We start from the raw sequence: 19507 nt of genomic DNA on the forward strand, positions 1-19507 counted from the left end.
ATGACCAACGGAATCTAGCCATGGGCCCGGGTGCCGTCAACAGTCGGATGCGAGTCGGCTCACCCCGGCCGCGCGCGCTCAGGCGGCGGCGACGCCCCGCAGGTGGCGCGCCACCTGCGAGATCGCCTCGTCCGTCCTGGCGAACACGCCCACTTCGGTGAAGAAGCCGTGGAAGACACCGGCACAGCGGGTCATCGTGACCTCCACTCCGTCACGCCGCAGCCTCTCGGCGTAGGCCTCGGCGTCGTCGCGAAGCGGGTCGACCTCGGCGGTGAGAACCAGCGCCGGAGGGAGATCCCGCAGTGATTCGGCATGCATCGGGGCCGCGTAGTGATCGACCGCTCCCCCATGGTCCGGGCCGAGGTACTGCTCCCAGAACCAGCGGGCATCCGCACTGGTCAGCAGGGGTGCGTCGGCGAACTCCGTCCAGGACGGGGTGGCGAACGCGTCGTCGACGGCGGGGTAGACGAGCACCTGGGACACGGGACGGGCGAGCCCGAGGTCCCGGAGCTTGAGGCACAGCGCGGCAGCGAGGTTGCCGCCGGCGGAATCCCCCCCGACGGCGATCACGTGCGGATCGACGCCGAGCCCGGGTGCCGATCGGCGCAACCAGGCGAACGCGTCGAGACAGTCGTCGAGCGCGGCCGGATAGGGATTCTCCGGCGCGAGTCGGTACTCCAGGGAGAACACCGCCCACCCGGATCGGGCGGCGATCGCGCGGCACACCTCGTCCACTCCGTCGAGGGTGCCGAGGACGAAGCCGCCACCGTGCAGATAGACCAGCGCCGGGCGCGGTCCGGCGGAGGGCGGCGTGCCGTCCGGGTGGTAGAGGCGTGCGCGGAGCTCGCCGGAGCGGGCGGGCAGGGTCAGGCGTTCGACCCGGTCGAGAGGGGTGATCGGCCGCTCCGACGGCGGGGTCGCCAGGAGCTTCCGCGCCGTCTCCGCACCCAGTTCCCGTACGGGCTTCCGGAGGGTTCCGGCGATGACCTGCGCCGCGCATCGCGCATCGGCGTCCAGTCGGTCCCAGTACGCGGGATTCACTTCATTCACTGTGGGGCCTCCCCGAAGTCATTGACAGGTCGCGACCTGTACCCCACCATCCTAGTCACCTGATCTAGTCACTTGACCATGATGATCACGGTCCATCCGAGATCCGAAGCGGCCGATTCGCGGCGCGCGTGATCTCCCGAAGTCGAAAGGACTGGAGGATGACCGAAACCACGACGGCTCCTGCGGCGTCCGGCGCAGCGACGGCCACAGAGGTCGACGTAAGGATCGAGGACGACGCGACTCCCCTCGTCCGGCTGATCGGCCGCACGCTGCGGGATTCCGCCCGCGCGGGCCATGCGCTCCAGGCGCTGCGGAAGCCGGCCGCCACGGTGGCGATCCGGTCCCACGAGACGCCGCAGGCGGCGACGATCGCCTTCGCCGGAGGCGTCATCGAGGTCTCGAGCGGAGTCCCCGTCGAACCCGATGCGACGATCACCGTCGACCTGAACGCCCGGTTCGCGCCCGCCGACGCCCCGACGGGCGACGCTGAGCTCGCCGCGGACGCGCTGCTCGCGCTGTCGCCGCCGGTGCCGGACTGGCGGACGGCCGCCGAGCGCTTCTGGACCGCCGCGCGTTCCGTACCGGGGATTCCGGACGTTCTCATCGCGGTCACCGAAGGCCCCGACGGCCTGGAGCAGGTCGTGCTCGGCGAGGGCGCGACCCATTACCTCATCGCCGGAGCCCCCGAGACGCTCGCCGGAGTGTTCTCCGGAGCCGACGACCTTCTCGCCGTTCTCTCCACGGGTGTGCTCGGGATCCAGGGCACCCTCTCCCAGCTGTCGGTCATGGTCGGCGCTTCCTGGAAGGTTCGTTACGATGTCTGAACTCACCCGGCCCGTCACGGGATTCGACGCCCCCGACGCCACGACCCGGGCCGTCCGGATCGAGGCGACGAACCACGACGGCTCGTTCCTCGGCAAGACCCTGGCGCCGAAGAAGTTCGCCTCGGGCGTGAACTCCGGGTTCGCCTTCGCCGACCTCCTGTTCGGCCTCGACCTCGGCAACGCCCCGGCCTTCGGCTTCGCCTATCCCGACTGGCGCGGGCACCTGGACGACGTCTACTTCCGCCCCGACCTCTCGACCCGGGTCGAGTGGGAGCCGGGTCTCGACGCCGTGATCGGCGACTACTGGCTGAAGGACGGCACACCGGTCCCCATCTGTCCGCGCAACCTGACGAAGAAGACGGTCGACCGGCTCGCCTCGCTCGGCTTCACCGCGACCGTCGCCGTCGAGATCGAGGCGACCGTCTTCGAGGAGTCCATCCACGAGGCGCGCGCACGCGGATACCGCGACCTGACCCCCCTGGGCGGAAGCGCGGGTACGGCCTACCACCTGGCGAAGTCCAAGGACTGGACCGGTTACATGAACGCCGTCGCCGACCGGCTCGACGCGGTCGGGATCGAGTGGGAGGCCTGGAGCGACGAGGACGCCGCCGGCCAGATCGAGATCAACCTGGCGCCCGGCGACCCGGTCACGGTCTGCGACGCCTGGGCGCGGACCCGCCAGATCATGCGCGAGGTCGCGTTCGACCTCGGCCACACGGTCACCTTCATGGCCAAGCCCACCGCGGGCTACGGTCAGGCCTCGCACATCAATCTGTCCCTCCAGCGCGACGGCGCCAACGCGTTCTACGCGGAGGAGGGGCCGTCGGAGACGATGCGCCATGCCGTCGGCGGTCTGCTCGCGACGATCGAGGGCAACACCTCGATCGTGCTCCCGCAGATCACCTCGTACCGGCGCCTGGTGGACCTCAGCGGCCCGCCGGTCACCGCCACCTGGGGCATCAGCAACAAGACCACCGCGATCCGGGCGGTGTGCGGGCACCCGTCGTACTCCCGGCTGGAGTACCGGGTCCCCGGCGCCGACGCGAACCTGTACCTCGCGCTCGCCGGCGTGCTGGCCGGTGTGGTCGCTGGCCTGGAGCGCAAGATCGAACCGCCGGAGCCGGTCAGCGAGATGGCGTGGTGCATGCCGCCCGGGGAGATCACCCGGCTGCCGGACACCCTCACGAAGGCCGCCGCCGCGCTCGAGGCGGACCCGATCCTTCGCGACCTCCTCGGCGCCGAGTTCGTGGACTACTGGGTCGGAACGCGCCGGTGGGAGTGGATGCAGTTCCACACCGCGGGCGGGGATCCGTTCTCCGAGCTCTCCGAGTGGGAGTCCGCCCGATACTTCGAACTGCCGTGAGCGCCGCGGACGACGCGCCGACCGCGGTGCGGCCGCTGATCGGCGTCACCGGCCGCCGGATCCGGCTGGACCTCATCAAGGGCGCGGACCGCCGGTACGGCGACCGCTGCGCCGACAGCTACATGTCCGACTACGCGATCCGGATCGCGCGGGCCGGCGGCCTCCCCGTGCACCTCGCGTACGAGACGGATCCGGAGGCGGTCTGCCACTGGCTGGCCGGCGTCGTCGTCACCGGCGGGCAGGACCTGCATCCGGCGTGCTGGGGAGGGGATCCCTCCGTGGTCCGCGACGTCGACCCGCGTACGGACCCGAGGGTCCACGACGTCGAGCGGGACGGGTACGAGCTCGCGCTCGTCCGTGCCGCGCTCGACCGGGGGATCCCGGTGCTCGCCGTGTGCCGGGGCATGCAGGTCCTCAACGTCGCGCTCGGCGGCACGCTCGTCGCCGACCTTCCGCCCGGCGAGGTGCGGCACCTGTCGCAGGAGGCCGCGCTCACCGACGGCACGGACGATCACGTCGTGGCCTTCGAGGCCGGCTCGATCGTGGCGGGACTGTTCGGAGAGCGGGCCGTCACCAACTCGTGGCACCACCAGGCCGTCGATCGCTGCGGCACGGGGCTTGTCGTCACGGGCCGGACGGCCGACGGCGTGGTCGAGGCGGTGGAGCTTCCGGACGCACCGGTTCTGGGAGTCCAGTGGCACCCGGAATGGATGGAGAGCGACGATCCGACGATGACGTGGATCGTCGAGGAATCCGTCAAACGCCTGTGACGAGGCCGATCCGAGCGCGTCAGCGCGTTGCCGACGGGCAGGCGCCGCTCGGGTCCGGTCAGGGACCGTCCGGGGCCCGTGATCAGGCGAGCTTCGCGGCCAGCCACGCGTCGAACACGTCGACGACGATCTCCGCCTGCTCGGCGGCTCGGGAACGGTCGGCGTACGTCAGCCAGTTCACGACGAAGCCGTCCGAAAGGGTCCCGATGACGTAGCCGATCTGGTCGATCGTCTCGGGCGGGACGTCCTGTCCGGCGGCCGCCCTCGCGAGGATCGATCGCACGACGTTGAACGCCTCGTTGTACACGGTCACCGCCGGGTGCTCCTCCTGGCGCTGCGCCCAGCTGATCAGCTCGAAGCTCGCGGTCGCGAACTCCGGATCGGACTCGAGATACCAGTTCAGGAGTCCGCGGAGGGTCGCACGCGCGGTCGTGACGAGGTCGCCGTGCACGTCGTTCTCGATCAGAACCTCGCGGTACTGCTCCGTCAGCCTCTCGAAAACGGCCGTGAACAGCAGTTCCTTGGTCTGGAAGCAGTAGTGCAGCGTGGCCAGCGGGGCGTTCGCCCGCTCGGCGATACGGCGGGTCGTCGCACCGTCGACGCCGTGGCTGGCGATCACTTGGATGGCGGCGTTCACCAGGTCGTTGCGCCGCTCGGCCGCCGGTACGCGTGCCACATCTGCCCCCTGTCGAAGTTGGACGTTTGATCAAGTCGACACCCAGGCTACCAGGCGGTTTGTCCACATCGACGGACTCCACGGCCCCGGCCGAAATACTTGGTCAAATGACTTGATCGTATGACCAAGATGAACCAGCATGACCCTCATCCCCTCGCGAAGACCCGATGCCGTCGCCGGCATCGACTGGAGGAATGGCTATGTCGCATCCGACACTCGCCCGCATCACCGCCGACACGCCCCCCGAAGAGGCGGTCGAGATCATCCTGCGAGACGGCGGGGTGATCGTCGAAGGGCTCTTCGACGAGGCGACGGTCCAGGGCCTCAGGGCCGACCTGGACCCCGTGCTCGACACGGTGGACACGGGGCACGACGAGGTGTTCGCCGGCAACCGCACGCGCCGGGCCGGCGGCCTGTTCGCCAAGACGGAACACATGGTCACCGTGGCGTTGAACCCGCTGTACCACCGCGTCGCCGAGCTCATCCTCGACAAGCCGATCGACGTCTTCTTCGGAGAGGACGCGGTGCCCCATCCCGCGGGAATGCACATCGGCGCCACCATGGCCATCAAGATCGGCCCAGGCCAGGGCGCGCAGCCGCTCCACCGCGACGACTCCGTCTGGCTGTGGCGGCACCCGGAATACCGGCGCGAAGCCCGGGTGCAGATCATGGTCGCGGTCAGCGACTTCACCGCCGAGAACGGCGGAACGCTGGTGATCCCCGGTTCGCACCTCTGGGACGACCACCGGGCGCCCCGGCGCGAGGAGGCGGTCCCCACCGAGATGACGGCGGGCTCCGCGCTCATCTGGATCGGATCGACCTATCACGGCGGCGGCGAGAACACGACCACGGACACCCATCGCTTCGGGCTTTCGATGGGCTGGGACCTCGCCTTCCTGCGCACCGAGGAGAACCACTTCCTCGCGTACGGCCTGGAGCAGATCCGGAAGCTCCCGGAAGAGATCCAGCGGGCCCTCGACTGGTCGTCGGAGCACTACCTCGGCTGGGCCGAGGTCGCCGGCCAGATGTCCGACCCCATGGAGCTGCTCAAGCGGGACGACTACACCTCCCTCGACGCCGGCCTGCCCACCACGCTCTGACGAGGACCAAGGAACCGAGGAAAAATGGCACTCAGAGAACTCCTTTTCCTGCTCGCCGACGTCTGGATGATCGTCGTCGGGTTCACCTTCGGGTGGAAATTCATCCGGAATTTCAAGAACTACCTTCTCGGCCTCGAATGGATCATCGTCGCCACCTCCGGGTCGAACTTCCTCGTCTACGCGCTCCTGGGCGCCGACGAGACGAGCCCCATGTACACCGTCGCGTACTTCTTCGACCAGTTCTCCCGGTCGGTCGGCATCACGCTGATCCTCGTCATGGGCCTGATGCAGGTGACGCACCGGTACAAGCCGTCCGTGGGGACGGACGTCGGGGTGTTCGTCTTCGCCGCCGCGGTCGGACTCTTCCTGCTGTTCTTCGGTGAGCGGATCGGCGTGGGAGTCGCGATCTTCCTCATCGTGGTCAACGTTCTGACCACCCTGTTCCTGATCTACTTCGCGAAGCGGCTCTGGGCGATCGGCGCGAAGGGGCTGGCCCTCGGCGTGAGCCTGGCGACCGCCGCCGCCTGTGCCATCGCCTGGACGTACGACTTCGTCCACATTCCGGGCGACGACGCGGCGCACACCCTCTTCTACATCGGCGCGCTGAGCACCTGGGGATTCCAGATGTTCACCTACTACTTCGCCTACCGCGCCCTGCACAGGCACGACGAGTCGGCCGACGCGGAGCCGAACCGACGCGAGCAGAGCCCTGCCGGGGCCGGGGAGCAGTCGTGGTCGTGAAGGAAACGCCTCAGCGAGAGGGAGACGCGGCCTCTCGACGTCCGCAGCCGGCCGTCAGGCCCGAGCAGATGGGAGAGGACCCGTCCGTCGCGACGCTGACCGGGTTGCTGGCCGAGCGTGCGCGGCGATCACCCGATCGGGAGTTCCTCCGCTTCGGCGACGAGTCCTGGACCTTCGCCGAGATCGACGCCTGGACCTCCCGGCTGGCGCACCGGCTGATCGAGGTGGACGGCATCCGGCCCGGCGACCGTGTCGCGATCATGCTCCCGAACATCGTGCACTGGCCGGTCGTGTGGCTGGCCGCGCTGAAGGCCGGCGCTGTGACGGTACCGGTCAACTCCTCGTACAAGCGGGCCGATCTCACCTTCCTCCTGAGGGATTCGGGGGCCCTGATCGTGTTCACCGATCACGAGCGGGCAGGTCTCCTGAAGGAAGTCGCCGACAACGAGACCGATCTGGCGGACCTGAGCATCGTCGACGTCGCCGCGGACGGGTCCGCGCCCTTCCCGGCGACCGCTCCGGCGGTGCGCCCCACCGCCGGGACCCTGGCGAACCTGCAGTACACCTCGGGCACCACCGGTTTCCCCAAGGCGTGCATGCTCACCCACGACTACTGGGTGCGGCTGGGCTGGACCTGCGCCGCGGTGACCGGCCTCGGGTCCGACGACGTCCTGCTCACCGCTCAGCCGTTCTCCTACATGGACCCGCAGTGGAACACCGCGCTCGCCCTGACGATCGGGGCCCCGCTGGTCGTGCTGCCCCGGTTCTCCGCGTCGGGCTTCTTCGCCGATGTCCGCCGCCACCGCGCCACCTTCTTCTACGTGCTCGGGTCCATGCCGACGCTGCTCTTCAAGCAGCCGCCGAGCCCCGACGACCTGGACAACCAGCTGCGCCTGGTGCTCTGTTCGGGCATCCCGGTCGGGATCCACGCGCAGCTGGAGGAACGCTGGGGCGCGCCGTGGCGGGAGATCTACGGCATGACCGAGACCGGCGTCGACCTGTTCGGTTCCGTCGACGACGCGGACTCCGTGGGGAGCGGGAGCCTGGGGCTTCCGGTGCCGACGAAGCGGGTCCGGGTGGTCGACCCGCAGGGGGTCGACCTGCCCGACGGCGAGCCCGGTGAGCTGATCGTCTCGGGCAGGCCGATGATGCTCGGCTACTGGAACCGTCCGGAGGACACCGCCCGCGTGCTGCGGGACGGCTGGCTGCACACCGGCGACGTCGTCGTCCGCCGGCCGGACGGAGGCGTTCAGCTGGTCGGTCGTATCAAGGACATGGTGCGTCGCGGTGGCGAGAACATCGCGAGCGCCGAGGTCGAGGCCGCTCTCGAACGTGACGAGGAGGTCGTGGCCGCCGCCGTCGTCGCCGAACCCGACGAGACCTTCGGCGAAGAGGTCAAGGCCTTCGTCCAACTCTCCGCCGGGGTGCCGGCGGACCGTACGACCGCCGCGCGGATCGTCGACCGGGCCGGCCGGCAGCTCGCCCGTTTCAAGGTGCCGCGCTACGTCGAGTTCGTCGCCGACTTCCCGCGGACGCCGTCCGAGCGCGTGTCCAAGCCGGCGCTCAAGGCCCGCGCCGCGGCCGAGCCCGGCGTCACCTTCGATCTGGGCGCCCGGCGCGGCTCTGCCGGCACGCCCGCCGCATCGTCCGCGGACGTCCTCGACGTCGACGTCGTACGGGGCGTGGCGGTGCTGACCCTGCGCCGTCCGGAGAAGCTGAACGCCATGGACGTCGCCACGCGACGGCGACTCGCTCACGTCATAAGGGAGTTCGGGGCCGGCGAGAACGTGCGCGGCATCGTGCTCACGGGTGAGGGCCGGGCGTTCTCCGCCGGCGAGGACCTCCAGGCGGCGCCCACCTCGTACGAGGAGATGCGGGAGGCGTTCGAGACCTTCCACGACATCACCCGCGCCGTCGTGGAGACACGGGTCCCCGTCATCGCGGCCGTGAACGGTCTCGCGGTGGGCGGTGCCTCGGAGATCACCCTCTGCTGCGACGCACGGATCGGAAGTCCGGCGGCGGAGTACTACCAGCCGGAGAACGGCCGGGGCATCACGATCTCGAACGCGTCGAGCCTGTTGCTGACCCGGATCGTCCGGAACCACGCGATGCGCATGGTCCTCGGCTCGCCGCGGATCGGCGCCGAGGAGGCCCTGCGGATCGGCCTCCTGGACGAGGTCGTCGCGCCCGGCGAACTGGTCGACCGCGCGGTCGACCTGGTCGTCGAGTGGACGCCGGAGAACAACACGACGGCGCTCCACCTGGCGCTCCTGCGGCCGCGGCTCGACGAGATCGAGCAGGCCTTCGCCCGTGAGGACGCCGCCGCGCGGGAGATCTGGGAGAGCGGGGTGTTCAGGGCGGGCATCGAAGGCTTCTGGACCGCGAAGGACAGCGCCAAGTAGCTCGGGACAGGGGCCGGTACGGCCCCTTCCACAAGGAACGACAGAGGAGAAGACGTGATCGACACGGAGGCCGCGGTGCTCACCGCGGTGAACGAACCGCTCGAGATGACCGCGATCCAGGTGGACGATCCCGAGCCCGACGAGGTGCGCGTCGCGGTCTCGCACGTGGGCCTGTGCCACAGCGACCTGCACTACATGACCGGCACGGTGCCGACCGCCCTGCCGGTGGTGGTGGGTCACGAGGTGGCCGGTGTGGTCGAGGCGACCGGCTCCGCGGTGACCGGACTGCGGGTCGGAGACCGCGTGGTCGGGGCGCTGACGCCGTCGTGCGGCCGGTGCGTCAACTGTGAGGCCGGCCGGTCGACTCAGTGCCGGCGCGTGGCGGAGGTCCGTCGTCGCCCGCGTCCCGCGTTCCGGCTGGCGGACGGCAAGCCGGTCGAGCGGCTCGGCGACGTCGGCGCGTTCTCGCGGCACACCCTCATGCGGGAGAACGCGCTGGTGAAGCTGGACGACGCGGTGCCGCTGCACGTGGGATGTCTCCTGGCGTGCTGTGTCATCACCGGCGTCGGCGCCGTCTTCCGCGGTGCCCGGGTGCGTCCGGGAAGCACGGTGGCGGTGATCGGCTGCGGCGGCGTCGGGTCGGCCATCATCCAGGGAGCCAGGCTGGCGGGGGCTTCGGCCGTCGTCGCGATCGACCTGGACGAGGCGCGACTCGAGGCCGCGCGCGGCTACGGCGCGACGCACGTCGTGAACGGGGGCGCCGAGGACGTCGCCGCGGAGGTCCGGAGGCTGTTGGGCGACGGGGTCGACTACTCGTTCGAGGCCGTCGGCTCGGCGCGCACCGCGGCCACGGCACTCTCGGTGGTGCGGGCGACCGGCACCGCGTGCCTGGTGGGCATCGCCCCGGAGGGCACCGAACTCAAGGTGCCCGCTTCGGACTTCTTCTTCGGCGAGAAGCGCCTCATCGGCTCGTACATGGGATCGGGACAGGTGCGCCAGGACATCGTCCAGCTCGCGCGCCTCTACCGGCAGGGGCGGCTGCTGCTCGACGAGATGGTCACGCAGGTCATCCCGTTCGACGAGATCAACGAGGGCTTCAAGGCGATGCGCAGCGGTGACGTGACGCGCGTCGTCGTCGACCTCCAGGCCTGACCGACAACGGATGCAGACCTGACCAACAACGGATGCAGAGGTGACTCACATGTCGAGCGGCGAGACGACGATTCCCCAGCCGGTGAACTACATCGCGGACGCCTGGAGCGACTGCGAGACGGTCCGGGGCGAATGGAACGTCGACCCCAACACCCGGGAACCGGTGCACCGCACGGTCACGACCGGGTCCGAGGACATCGAGCGGGCGCTGCGGCATGCCGAGCGCGTGTACGGCGTCGGCCGGTGGGACGACGAGGCCCGTCAGGAGCGTGCCGACGTGCTCGAACGCGTCGCCGCGCTCATCGAGGCCCGAGCCGAGGACATCGCCCGCACGGACTCCCTGACCAGCGGTGTGCCGATCGGCGTCACCCGCAAGGTGGCGGCGTTCCTGCCCGCCCGGATACGAGCGACGGCAGCGGACGTGCTGCACATCCCGCGGGTACGGGCTCTGGCGGCGGGCGGCCGCGATGTCCGCCTGTACAAGGTCCCGTGGGGGCCGGCCGCGATCCTCACGCCCTGGAACGGCCCGAGCTTCATCCCCGCGGCGAAGGTCGTGAGCGCGGTCGCGGCGGGCTGCCCGGTGATCCTGAAGCCGTCGGAGCACGCCCCGGGCAGCGCGCAGATCATCGTCGAGTGCTTCGTCGAAGCCGGGCTGCCCAGCGGCGCGCTGCAGCTCGTGCACGGCCGGGGCGACGTGGGTGCCGCACTGAGCGGTGACCCGCGCGTCAAGGTTCTGTCGTTCACCGGTGGTCCGGCCGCCGGCCGGGCGATCGCCCGGGCCGCCGCGGAGGACTTCAAGGTCCTTCAGCTGGAGCTCGGCGGCAACAACCCCGCGCTCGTCCTGGACGACGCCGACGTCGAGGTCGCCGCCGACGGGATCTTCGAGGGCATGACCAAGCTGAACGGCCAGTGGTGTGAGGGGCCGGGCAAGGTCCTCGCCCACAGGAGCCTGGTGGGGCCGCTGCTCGAAGCGCTGACCGAGCGCATCTCCAAGGTCGTGATCGGTCATTCGCTCGACGAGAGCACCGAGCTCGGTCCGATCTCGAACGCACCGCACTTCGCGACGCTGGAGAGCCGGATCGAAGGGCTGCGCGCCCTGGGAGCGAGCGTCCGCGGACCGGCCCGGCTGCCCGAGCTCGACGGGTTCTTCCTCTCGCCGACCGTCGCCGCCGGGGCCGACCCGGCGAAGGCCACCGCGGAGCTGTTCGGTCCGGTGGTGTCCCTGCACGCCGTCGATTCCGACGAGGAGGCGCTGCGCATCGCGAACGCCCATCCCTCGGGACTCGACGCCTATGTGTTCGGCGGCGACACGGAGCGCGCCGTCGAGGTCGGCTCGCGCGTGCTGTCCGGCGAGGTGCGGGTCAACGGCGCCAAGGTCGCCGACCTCGGTGACGATTCCGCGCAGAGCTTCTGGGGACCGTCCGGCATCGGCGGTCACGGCCCCGCCGAGTCGGTGCGCGTGTTCTGCGGTGACCGGGTGGTCGGAGTCGACTCGCCGGACCTTCCGTTGTGAAACGCGCCGCTGTCGTGTCCGGGAGGCGGGTGAAGGACGCAGCGGCCGAGAGCCGACGTCTTCGACCCATCCGTCGAGACCACCCGCTGACCGAACCCAGAGCCGCTGGAGAACCACCTTGCTGAACCTCTCGATCCTCCTCGAAGACTCCGCCCGCACGTTCCCGGACCGGGACGCACTCGTGCTCGGCTCGACCCGGCTGACCTACCGCCAGGTCGACGCGGCGGCGAACCAGGTCGCCAACCTGCTGGTGTCCCGGGGCATCCGGCCCGGCGACAAGGTCGCCCTCAGCTGCCCCAACCTGCCCTCCTTCCCCATCGTCTACTACGGCGTGCTCAAGGCGGGCGCGGTCGTGGTCCCGCTCAACGTCCTGCTCAAGGGCCGCGAGATCGCCTACCACCTGGACGACGCGGACGTCTCGGCGTACTTCTGCTTCGAAGGAACCCCGGAGCTCCCCATGGCCGCAGAGGGTCATGCCGGACACCTCGAGGCCAAGACGGTCGAGCACTTCTTCGTCATCACCGCCGACCAGGAAGCCCCCAGCCCGATCGCCGGTACCGAGACGCTCGGTCAGGCACTCGCCGGCATGAGCACCGTGTTCGAGTCGGTGGTCAGGGAGCCGGCCGACACCGCGGTCATCCTCTACACGTCGGGAACGACGGGACAGGCCAAGGGCGCCGAACTCTCCCACGCGAACACGATGATGAACGTGCTGGCCGACAACCGGTTGTTCCGCAACGAACCGGCCACCGACAGCCACGTGGTGTGCCTCCCCCTGTTCCACACCTTCGGCGCGACGGTACAGATGCACGCGGGGTTCTCGGTCGCGGCGACCCTGCACCTCGTGCCGCGCTTCGCCGCCCGTGAGGTGGTCGAGCTCATGGGCCGCGAGGTCATCACGTTCTTCGCGGGTGTTCCGACCATGTGGTGGGGGCTGCTCAACGCCCTCACCGACGACGTCGACGTCCGTCGGATCGCCGACAACCTGCGGATCGGCATCTCCGGTGGGGCGGCCCTGCCGGTCGAGATCATCAACCGGGTCGAGCAGCGCCTCGGCGTCACCGTGCTCGAAGGGTACGGGCTGTCCGAGACATCGCCCGTCGCCACGTTCAGCGACCCCCGGCTCCCGTCCCGACCGGGCTCGATCGGCGTTCCGATCTGGGGTGTGGAACTGAAGCTGATCCGACCGGACTGGACGGAGGTCACCGAGGCCGGGGAGATCGGCGAGATCGCGATCAGGGGCCACAACGTCATGAAGGGCTACTACAACCGCCCGGAGGCGACGGCCGAGGCGATCCGCGACGGATGGTTCCGCACCGGGGACCTCGCACGACGCGACGAGGACGGCTTCTACCACATCGTCGACCGGGCCAAGGACCTCATCATCCGCGGCGGTTTCAACGTCTACCCCCGCGAGATCGAGGAGGTGCTCCACACCCATCCCGCGGTGAGCCTCGCGGCGGTCATCGGCGTCCCGCACGACAGCCACGGCGAGGAGATCAAGGCTTTCGTGATCCTCGAGAAGGACGCCGCCCTCACCGCCGACGAGCTCGTCGCCTGGTGCAAGGCACAGATGGCCTCCTACAAGTACCCCCGCATCGTCGAGATCGTGTCGAGCCTGCCGATGACCGGCAGCGGAAAGATCCTCAAGCGCCGGCTGGCCTGAAGTCGAGCCGCTGCCAAGTACCACACGAAGCAAGGGAACACGAGATGAAGACGGACAACGTCGAGTACACCACCTTCAGTGGATGGGTCGACCCGCCCGACGACGTCCAGTCCGCCCTGGAAGAGGACGTCACCTGTGAGGTGGCGGTCGTGGGCGGTGGCCTGGCAGGGATGTCGACGGCGCTGCGGCTGGCGGAGCGCGGCCAGGACGTGGTGCTGCTGGAGGCCGAGTTCTGCGGCCACGGCTCCGCCTCGCGCAATGCCGGACAGGTCGCGGGTGCCCCGGGCGGCGACATCCAGTTCCTGAACATCCTCTACCCCAGGAAGTTCCCCGGCATCGTCCGGTTCGCCGAGAACGCCGCGCACTTCGTGGAGCACCTGATCGAACGGCTGGACATCGACTGCGACTACGAGGCCACCGGCAACGTCTGCGCCGCGGTTTCCCGTGGGCAGATGGGCCGCGTGCGCCGCGTGACCAAGATCCTGCAGAAGGCCGGCGGGAAGGTCGAACTCGGCACGAGTGCGGAGCTGGGCATCCCCCGCGGATTCCTCGGCGGTTTCCGCGAGTCCGTCGGCGGGATGATGAACCCCGGCAAGTTCAGCCTGGGCATCCGCCGCGCCGTCCTCTCGTCGAGTGCCCGGGTCTTCGAACGGACGAGGGTCACCGACATCACGCGGAACGGCGATCGCATCGCCGTCAGGACACCCCGCGGTGAGGTGCGCGCGAACAGACTCGTGCTCGCGACGAACGCCTTCGGCGGCGAGCTGGCGATCACTCCGAAGCGACTGTCCGTGCCCATCTGGGTCACCGAGGTGGAGACCGAGCCCATCGATCCCGCGCGCCTGGCCGCCCTCGGCTGGACCAGCCGGTCGGGGGTGGTCACCCAGCACAACTTCATGGAGAACTACCGGCTCACCTCGCGCGACACGATCGTGTTCGGCGTCCGTCGGATCCAACGCGGGAAGGGCTACCCGCTCCCTCTGAGGAAGCCGGACGAGGCGGTCGTCGCCGACCTCGCGCGCGGCTTCGAAACCCGCTTCCCCGCGCTGGCCGACGTCGCGGCCGCTCGGGCCTGGGGCGGATGGATCGGGATCACGACGTCGTGGCTTCCACTCGCCGGCAAGATCGACGACGACATCTTCTACTCGGTCGCCTGCAACGGCCACGGCTTGGCCCAGGCGCCGTACCTCGGCTCGCTCATCGCCGACCACATCGTGGACGGAGAACAGCACGAGGACCTGAAGGCCCTCTGGAGGAAGAAGCCCGAGTTCGGACGCCCCGTGATGATGGGTGCTTCAGGGCTGCGGACCATCTGGGCCGTCGACCGGTTCAACGACCGGATCAACGGAAGCCGGCGGAACGCCCGGCGCGGCACGGCCCCGGTGACCTGACCGGGCCCGGTGACCAAGGGCGGCGGCCCTCGGTCAGGAGCTCCGCCGCGCCCCATGGCCTCGGGGCGCGGCGGAGAGCCGTGCCGGCCGCCGAGAAATCCGCGCAGGGCACAAGCCAGGCCGTATCTCCTGCCATGAGGCTCTCCCGCCCCTCTGACAGCCATGAGAAATGACGTCTGACATCCACCACTTCCGAGACACGCCTGTTCGCCGCACGTCACCCGGACTCCGGTAAGGCCCCTCCCCGAGCCCGGCTGCCACGGCGTGCCTCCCTAACCCAGGACTCGGGGATGGGCATCGTAGAGCCGACCCCCACACGGGAGATGTGCATGGTGAAGGCTCCGATCAGACTCGTGGTCGTTTCCGTCGCTGTTGCCCTCTCCCTCAGCGCTTGTGGCGACGAGGGAGAGTCGATTTCAGAATCCCAGAAGAAGAATCTGCAACAGACGTCGAAGCGGTGCTGGCCAGTGACGTCCCCGGCGCAGTGGTGGTGACTGCCGAAAAAGGGAAGCAGGTCGCCAACGCTTGGGGACCGGGCGACATCGCATCCCGCGCCCCCATGAAGGTGGAGGACCGGTTCAGGTCGTACGCGACGACGAAGGGACAGCGCCAAGCGACCGTCGCGATGAACTACGACCGAACTCCATGCAGCAGAAGACGAAAGACGCGGTCGAGAAGCTCACCGATGCGGCCGCGTGCCCGAAGAAGGAACAGGGTTCCGCTGCGTCTCGCCGAGCCGGAACTCCGGCCCGCGTGACGCCGGGCACATCCGGGCGGTGTCGGACCACGTGCGTGTTAGCGTCCGGCCGTGACTCCCCAGGCCCTTGACCTGCCCGCACCTGCCGCGACACCCCGGCTCGACCTGTTCGGTGACGGGTTCGTCCGCGACCCCCACCCCTGGCTGGACGCACTGCGGACCGACGCCCCCGTGCACCGGGACCCGGGCACCGGGCTGTGGCTGGTCAGCCGGTACGACGACATCCGGCGCGTCCTGCTGGACCCGGCGGCGTTCCGCCCCGACAACGCGCAGGACGCCGTCACCCCGCTGCCCGTGGGCGTGCTGCGGGTACTGGCCCGGGCCGGCTTCAAACTCCCGCCCGCGCTCGCCAACAACGGCACCGACAGCCACCACGGTCTGCGGCGCGTGGTCACCCGGTTCTTCAACGCCCAGCGCGTCGCCGCGGCCGTCCCCGTCATCGAGCGCATCGCCGACGAGCTCCTCGACGCCGCTCGGCGGCGCCTCGACGCGACCGGCTCCTGCGACCTGTTCGAGGCCTACGCCCAGATCCTGCCCTGCCGGGTGCTGATGGAGCTCCTCGGCATCGACGGTGTCGACCCCGTCACCCTGGTCCGCTGGAGCGACGCCTCGCTGGAGCTGTTCTGGGGCAGGCCCACACCCGAGCGACAGCTGGAACTGGCCGTTCTGGTCGGCGAGTTCCACCAGTGGCTCACCACGACCGTGAGCGCCGCCCCGGCGCGGCCCGGCAGTTTCGTCGAGGCGCTGAGCCGCCACCGCCTGCCCGACGGCGGACCGGTGGACGTCGGGACCGCGGTCGGCGCGTGCTTCTTCGTCTTCGTCGCCGGCCAGTCCACCACCGGGCAGCTCATCTCCACCACGCTGCACCGGGCCCTGGCCGAGCCGGGCCTGTGGTCGCGCGCGGCCGACGAGCAGGGCCTGGCCGAGGCGTGGGTGGAGGAAGTGCTGCGCCGCGAACCGCCGGTGACCACCTGGCGCCGGGTGGCCGCCGAGCCCGTGACGCTCGGCGGCGTGGACGTCCCCGCAGGGGCACAACTGCTGCTGATGCTCATGGGCAGCGGCTCGGACCCGGAGGTGTTCGACGCCCCGGAGCAGATGTGCCCGCACCGCGCCAACACCCGCCACCACCTGTCCTTCGGCGTGGGCCGGCACCGCTGCCCGGGCGCCTCGCTGGCCCGGACGGAAGCCGCCGTCGCCCTCCGCGCGGCCGCCCGCCGCCTCCCGGCCGCCCGCATCGCCCCGACGGCCGGGCAACCGCCGATCCTCGGCCTGCTCTCCTTCCGCGCTCCCCTGCAGGTCCGGGTGACCGCCTAGGGACCCGTCCGGCCGATCACGGCGAGCGTGCGCTCTGCGATGTGCGCGGGAGGCGGCCGGTCGGTGCAGCCGGGGCGGCGCATGCTGCGCCGTGCGAGAGGCATCCGCTGGAAGTACCGGTCCCCGGGGCTGTCCGGAGACACCGAGCTCGTCGGCATCGACCTCCGCGTCCAGAACGAAAAGCTCTACGGCGTCGGTGACAAGGGCGGCGTCTCCATCCTGAACACCACCGACGCCAAGGCCGGGAAGGTCTCCCAGCCGGCCGTCGCGCCGGCCGGGACCGCGTTCGGCGTGGACTTCGGCCCCGCCGCCCCGCTGACCACCACCGCGGAGTGCGGTGACGATGCCGGCCCCGCACCCCTTCTTCGCGGAAGGGGTACGGGGCCGGCGGCCGTTGCCGCTGCGGGTGAGCGCTGTTACTTCGGCATGAGGACGGTGTCGACGATGTAGACGTGGGCGTTGGAGGTCTTGACGTTGCCGCAGACGACCTTGGAGGTGTCGTTGACGGTGTAGCTCTCGCCGGAGCCCTTGGTGGTGATCACGCCCTTCTGGAGCGTCTCGAAGGAGCCGTTCTCCAGCTGCTTCGGGGTGAGCTTCTGGCCGACGACGTGGTAGGTGAGGATCTTGGTGAGGGTCGCCTTGTCGGCCAGGACCTTGTCGAGGTCCGCCTTCGGGATCTTCGCGAAGGCGTCGTCGGTCGGGGCGAAGACGGTGATGTTCTCGGCGTTGTTGAGGGTGTCGACGAGGCCCGCCTTCTTGACCGCGGTGACCAGGGTGGAGAGGGCCGGGTTGTGGGAGGCGGCGGTCGCGACCGGGTCCTTGGCCATGCCGTCGAAGGAGCCCGCGCCCTCCTTCGGCACGCCCGCGCAGGCGGGGCCGAAGGGCTGGTCGCCGGTCGTCGCGTCCTCGGTGGGCGTCGCGCTGGTCTGTGCCTGGTCGTCCGCCGCGCTCGACGGTGCGGCCTTGGTGTCGCTGCCGGAGTCCGAGCACGCGGCCAGGGAGAGGGGCAGCAGGGCTGCTGCGGTCACGGCGAGGGCGGTGCGGCGGATCTTCATGCCATTCATGATCATTTGCTCCTTCTGAATGCTGTTCTTACACGGGTGTTGACGTGGTTGGTCGTGTCGCCGGCCACGGTGTGCCGACCGGCTGGTCTAGGTGACGGTCACGAAGACGCTGTGCCAGCCGCTCGCGCCGTCGGGGATGGTCCGGGTGCGCTCTTCGGTCTGCACGCGGCCGGTGCCGTCGGTCGCGCGGACGGTGATGTGGTGGCCGCCGGGAGTGGCGTTCCAGCGGTAGGACCACTGGCGCCACGTGTCGACGCCGGCCTGTGCGGCGAGGTCGGCGTCCTGCCACGGGCCGTCGTCGACGCGGATTTCGACCCGGGTGACGCCTCGGTGCTGGGCCCAGGCGACGCCCGCGATGGTGACAGTGCCTGAGGCGGGGCGGGCGAAGGGCTTGGGGGTGTCGATGCGGGACTGCGTCTTGACCGGCGCCCTGCGGGCCCACTTCCGCTTCACCCAGTACGGGTCGTAAGCCTCGAACGTGGTCAGCTCGATGTCGGTGATCCACTTGCAGGCCGACACGTATCCGTAGAGGCCGGGAACGAGCATCCGGACCGGAAAGCCGTGCTCGAACGGGAGGGGTTCGCCGTTCATGCCGACGGCGAGCATCGCGTCGCGGCCGTCCATGACGTCCTCGACCGGGGAGCCGAGCGTCATGCCGTCCACCGAGCGCGCCACCAGCTGATCGGCTCGGCCTCCCCTCGACGGCGGGAGCACGCCGGCCTCCTCCAACAGGTCGGCGAGGGGGACACCGAGCCAGCGGGCGTTGCCGATGTAGGGGCCGCCGACCTCGTTGGAGACACAGGTCAGGGTGATGTCGCGCTCGATCAGGGGGCGGGCCAGGAGTTGGTCGAGGGTGTGGGTGCGGGGCCTGGTGACGCCTCTGCCGTGGATGCGCAGCCGCCAGGTCCCGGCGTCGACCTTGGGGACGGTCAAGGCGGTGTCGACGCGGTAGAAGTCGGAGTTGGAAGTGGTGAAGGCGGTGATGCCGGGGGCCTTCAGCCGGACACCGGCCGGGACAGCGGGAGCCGGGGCGGCAGGCTCGGGCAGGACCAGGCCCTCGCGGGACGCGACGGCTCCCTGGCCTTGCCGGCCGGTGAAGAACCTGCCCAGTGCACCGGCCGAGATCGCCGCCACAGCTGTCACACCGGCCGCGGTGAGAAAACCGCGTCGGCCCCATCCGCCGACGCCGTCCTCCCCGCCCGCGCCGGCCAGGTCGGGGACCTGTACGGCTTTCGCGGCAAGGAGATACAGGACGAGGGCTCCGGCCAGTGCTCCGGCGACCGAGGGGAGGACGTCGCCGACGCCGGTGGAGTCGGGGCGGCTGAGGGCGGCTGCCGCGCCGACGATCCCGAACAGCAGCACGCCTGCGGCTCCCGCTCGCCGATGCGACATGCCGAGCATGCCCAGGGCGACGGCGACGAGGGCGAGAACCGCGAGGATCCCGAGCTGCAGGACGCCCTTGTCGTCCTCTCCGAAGGTGCGGATCGCGAAGTCCTTCACCGGAGCGGGAGTGCGGTCGATCACCGCGCCGCCCACGACGGTCACCGGTCCTGCCGCAGGCCGAACCAGTCCGGCCACGAGCTCGGCCACGGCCAGAGCCGTGAAGGCGGCCAAGAGCCCGGCCGACGCGCCGAGGACGGCGCGGACGAGTTTGCTGCGGAAGCTGCTCACACCCGGCATTCGGCAGGTCCCGCTCGGCGGATTGGTCCGACCTCCGAATGAGT

16 protein-coding genes are annotated in these 19507 nt (G+C 70.2%); 12 read left to right on the plus strand and 4 right to left on the minus strand.

Annotated features, from left to right (window positions below; translation table 11 throughout):
- Positions 1-78: 78 nt before the first annotated feature.
- Positions 79-1050 (minus strand): alpha/beta hydrolase, encoded by a 972-nt coding sequence (locus tag ACFYUZ_RS18545; RefSeq protein ID WP_389310461.1) that lies wholly within the window; start codon positions 1048-1050, stop codon positions 79-81.
- 158 nt (positions 1051-1208) lie between these two features.
- On the opposite strand from ACFYUZ_RS18545, the gene ACFYUZ_RS18550 reads away from it, so the two are divergent.
- From ACFYUZ_RS18550 to ACFYUZ_RS18560, 3 genes are read left to right on the plus strand one after another with little or no spacing between them, the layout of a single operon-like run.
- Positions 1209-1874: a hypothetical protein gene (locus ACFYUZ_RS18550; RefSeq protein WP_389310463.1), complete on the plus strand. Its 666-nt coding sequence runs from the start codon at positions 1209-1211 to the stop codon at positions 1872-1874.
- Positions 1867-3237: a glutamine synthetase family protein gene (locus tag ACFYUZ_RS18555; protein ID WP_389310465.1), complete on the plus strand. Its 1371-nt coding sequence runs from the start codon at positions 1867-1869 to the stop codon at positions 3235-3237. Before ACFYUZ_RS18550 ends, ACFYUZ_RS18555 begins: the two co-directional genes overlap by 8 nt.
- Entirely contained in the window at positions 3234-4007 is a 774-nt protein-coding gene (locus tag ACFYUZ_RS18560; RefSeq protein WP_389310467.1) for a gamma-glutamyl-gamma-aminobutyrate hydrolase family protein, read from the plus strand. Before ACFYUZ_RS18555 ends, ACFYUZ_RS18560 begins: the two co-directional genes overlap by 4 nt.
- Positions 4008-4089: 82 nt before the next feature.
- Here ACFYUZ_RS18560 and ACFYUZ_RS18565 read toward each other — a convergent pair whose 3' ends face one another.
- Positions 4090-4683: a TetR/AcrR family transcriptional regulator gene (locus ACFYUZ_RS18565; RefSeq protein WP_389310469.1), complete on the minus strand. Its 594-nt coding sequence runs from the start codon at positions 4681-4683 to the stop codon at positions 4090-4092.
- A 200-nt stretch (positions 4684-4883) separates the two neighbouring features.
- On the opposite strand from ACFYUZ_RS18565, the gene ACFYUZ_RS18570 reads away from it, so the two are divergent.
- From ACFYUZ_RS18570 to ACFYUZ_RS18610, 9 genes are all read left to right on the plus strand, one after another.
- Complete coding sequence (locus tag ACFYUZ_RS18570) at positions 4884-5783, plus strand: phytanoyl-CoA dioxygenase family protein (RefSeq protein WP_389310471.1); 900 nt, start codon at positions 4884-4886, stop codon at positions 5781-5783.
- Between the two features lie 24 nt (positions 5784-5807).
- Entirely contained in the window at positions 5808-6524 is a 717-nt protein-coding gene (locus ACFYUZ_RS18575; RefSeq protein WP_389310473.1) for a transporter, read from the plus strand.
- Between the two features lie 68 nt (positions 6525-6592).
- A complete protein-coding gene (locus ACFYUZ_RS18580; protein ID WP_389310475.1) occupies positions 6593-8926 on the plus strand; it encodes an AMP-binding protein in 2334 nt (777 codons plus the stop codon).
- Between the two features lie 54 nt (positions 8927-8980).
- Positions 8981-10078, plus strand: coding sequence for a Zn-dependent alcohol dehydrogenase (locus tag ACFYUZ_RS18585; RefSeq protein WP_389310477.1), 1098 nt, complete (start codon positions 8981-8983; stop codon positions 10076-10078).
- 49 nt (positions 10079-10127) lie between these two features.
- The gene (locus ACFYUZ_RS18590) at positions 10128-11591 is read left to right on the plus strand and encodes an aldehyde dehydrogenase family protein (RefSeq protein WP_389310479.1); all 1464 of its coding nucleotides are present in this window, start codon (positions 10128-10130) and stop codon (positions 11589-11591) included.
- Between the two features lie 118 nt (positions 11592-11709).
- The gene (locus tag ACFYUZ_RS18595; protein ID WP_389310481.1) at positions 11710-13257 is read left to right on the plus strand and encodes a long-chain fatty acid--CoA ligase; all 1548 of its coding nucleotides are present in this window, start codon (positions 11710-11712) and stop codon (positions 13255-13257) included.
- A 44-nt stretch (positions 13258-13301) separates the two neighbouring features.
- A complete protein-coding gene (locus ACFYUZ_RS18600; protein WP_389310483.1) occupies positions 13302-14648 on the plus strand; it encodes an NAD(P)/FAD-dependent oxidoreductase in 1347 nt (448 codons plus the stop codon).
- Positions 14649-15456: 808 nt separating this feature from the next.
- A complete protein-coding gene (locus tag ACFYUZ_RS18605) occupies positions 15457-16719 on the plus strand; it encodes a cytochrome P450 (RefSeq protein WP_389310485.1) in 1263 nt (420 codons plus the stop codon).
- Between the two features lie 81 nt (positions 16720-16800).
- Positions 16801-17169, plus strand: coding sequence for a DUF4394 domain-containing protein (locus tag ACFYUZ_RS18610; RefSeq protein WP_389310487.1), 369 nt, complete (start codon positions 16801-16803; stop codon positions 17167-17169).
- On the opposite strand, the gene ACFYUZ_RS18615 is transcribed toward ACFYUZ_RS18610, so the two are convergent.
- Complete coding sequence (locus ACFYUZ_RS18615) at positions 17136-17783, minus strand: fasciclin domain-containing protein (RefSeq protein WP_389310489.1); 648 nt, start codon at positions 17781-17783, stop codon at positions 17136-17138. The two genes, ACFYUZ_RS18610 and ACFYUZ_RS18615, sit on opposite strands and share 34 nt — an antisense overlap.
- 87 nt (positions 17784-17870) lie before the next feature.
- Positions 17871-19463 (minus strand): molybdopterin-dependent oxidoreductase, encoded by a 1593-nt coding sequence (locus ACFYUZ_RS18620; protein WP_389310491.1) that lies wholly within the window; start codon positions 19461-19463, stop codon positions 17871-17873.
- Positions 19464-19507: the final 44 nt, after the last annotated feature.

It is taken from the genome of Streptomyces sp. NPDC004266 (genome assembly GCF_042874095.1).
Taxonomy (GTDB): domain Bacteria; phylum Actinomycetota; class Actinomycetes; order Streptomycetales; family Streptomycetaceae; genus Streptomyces.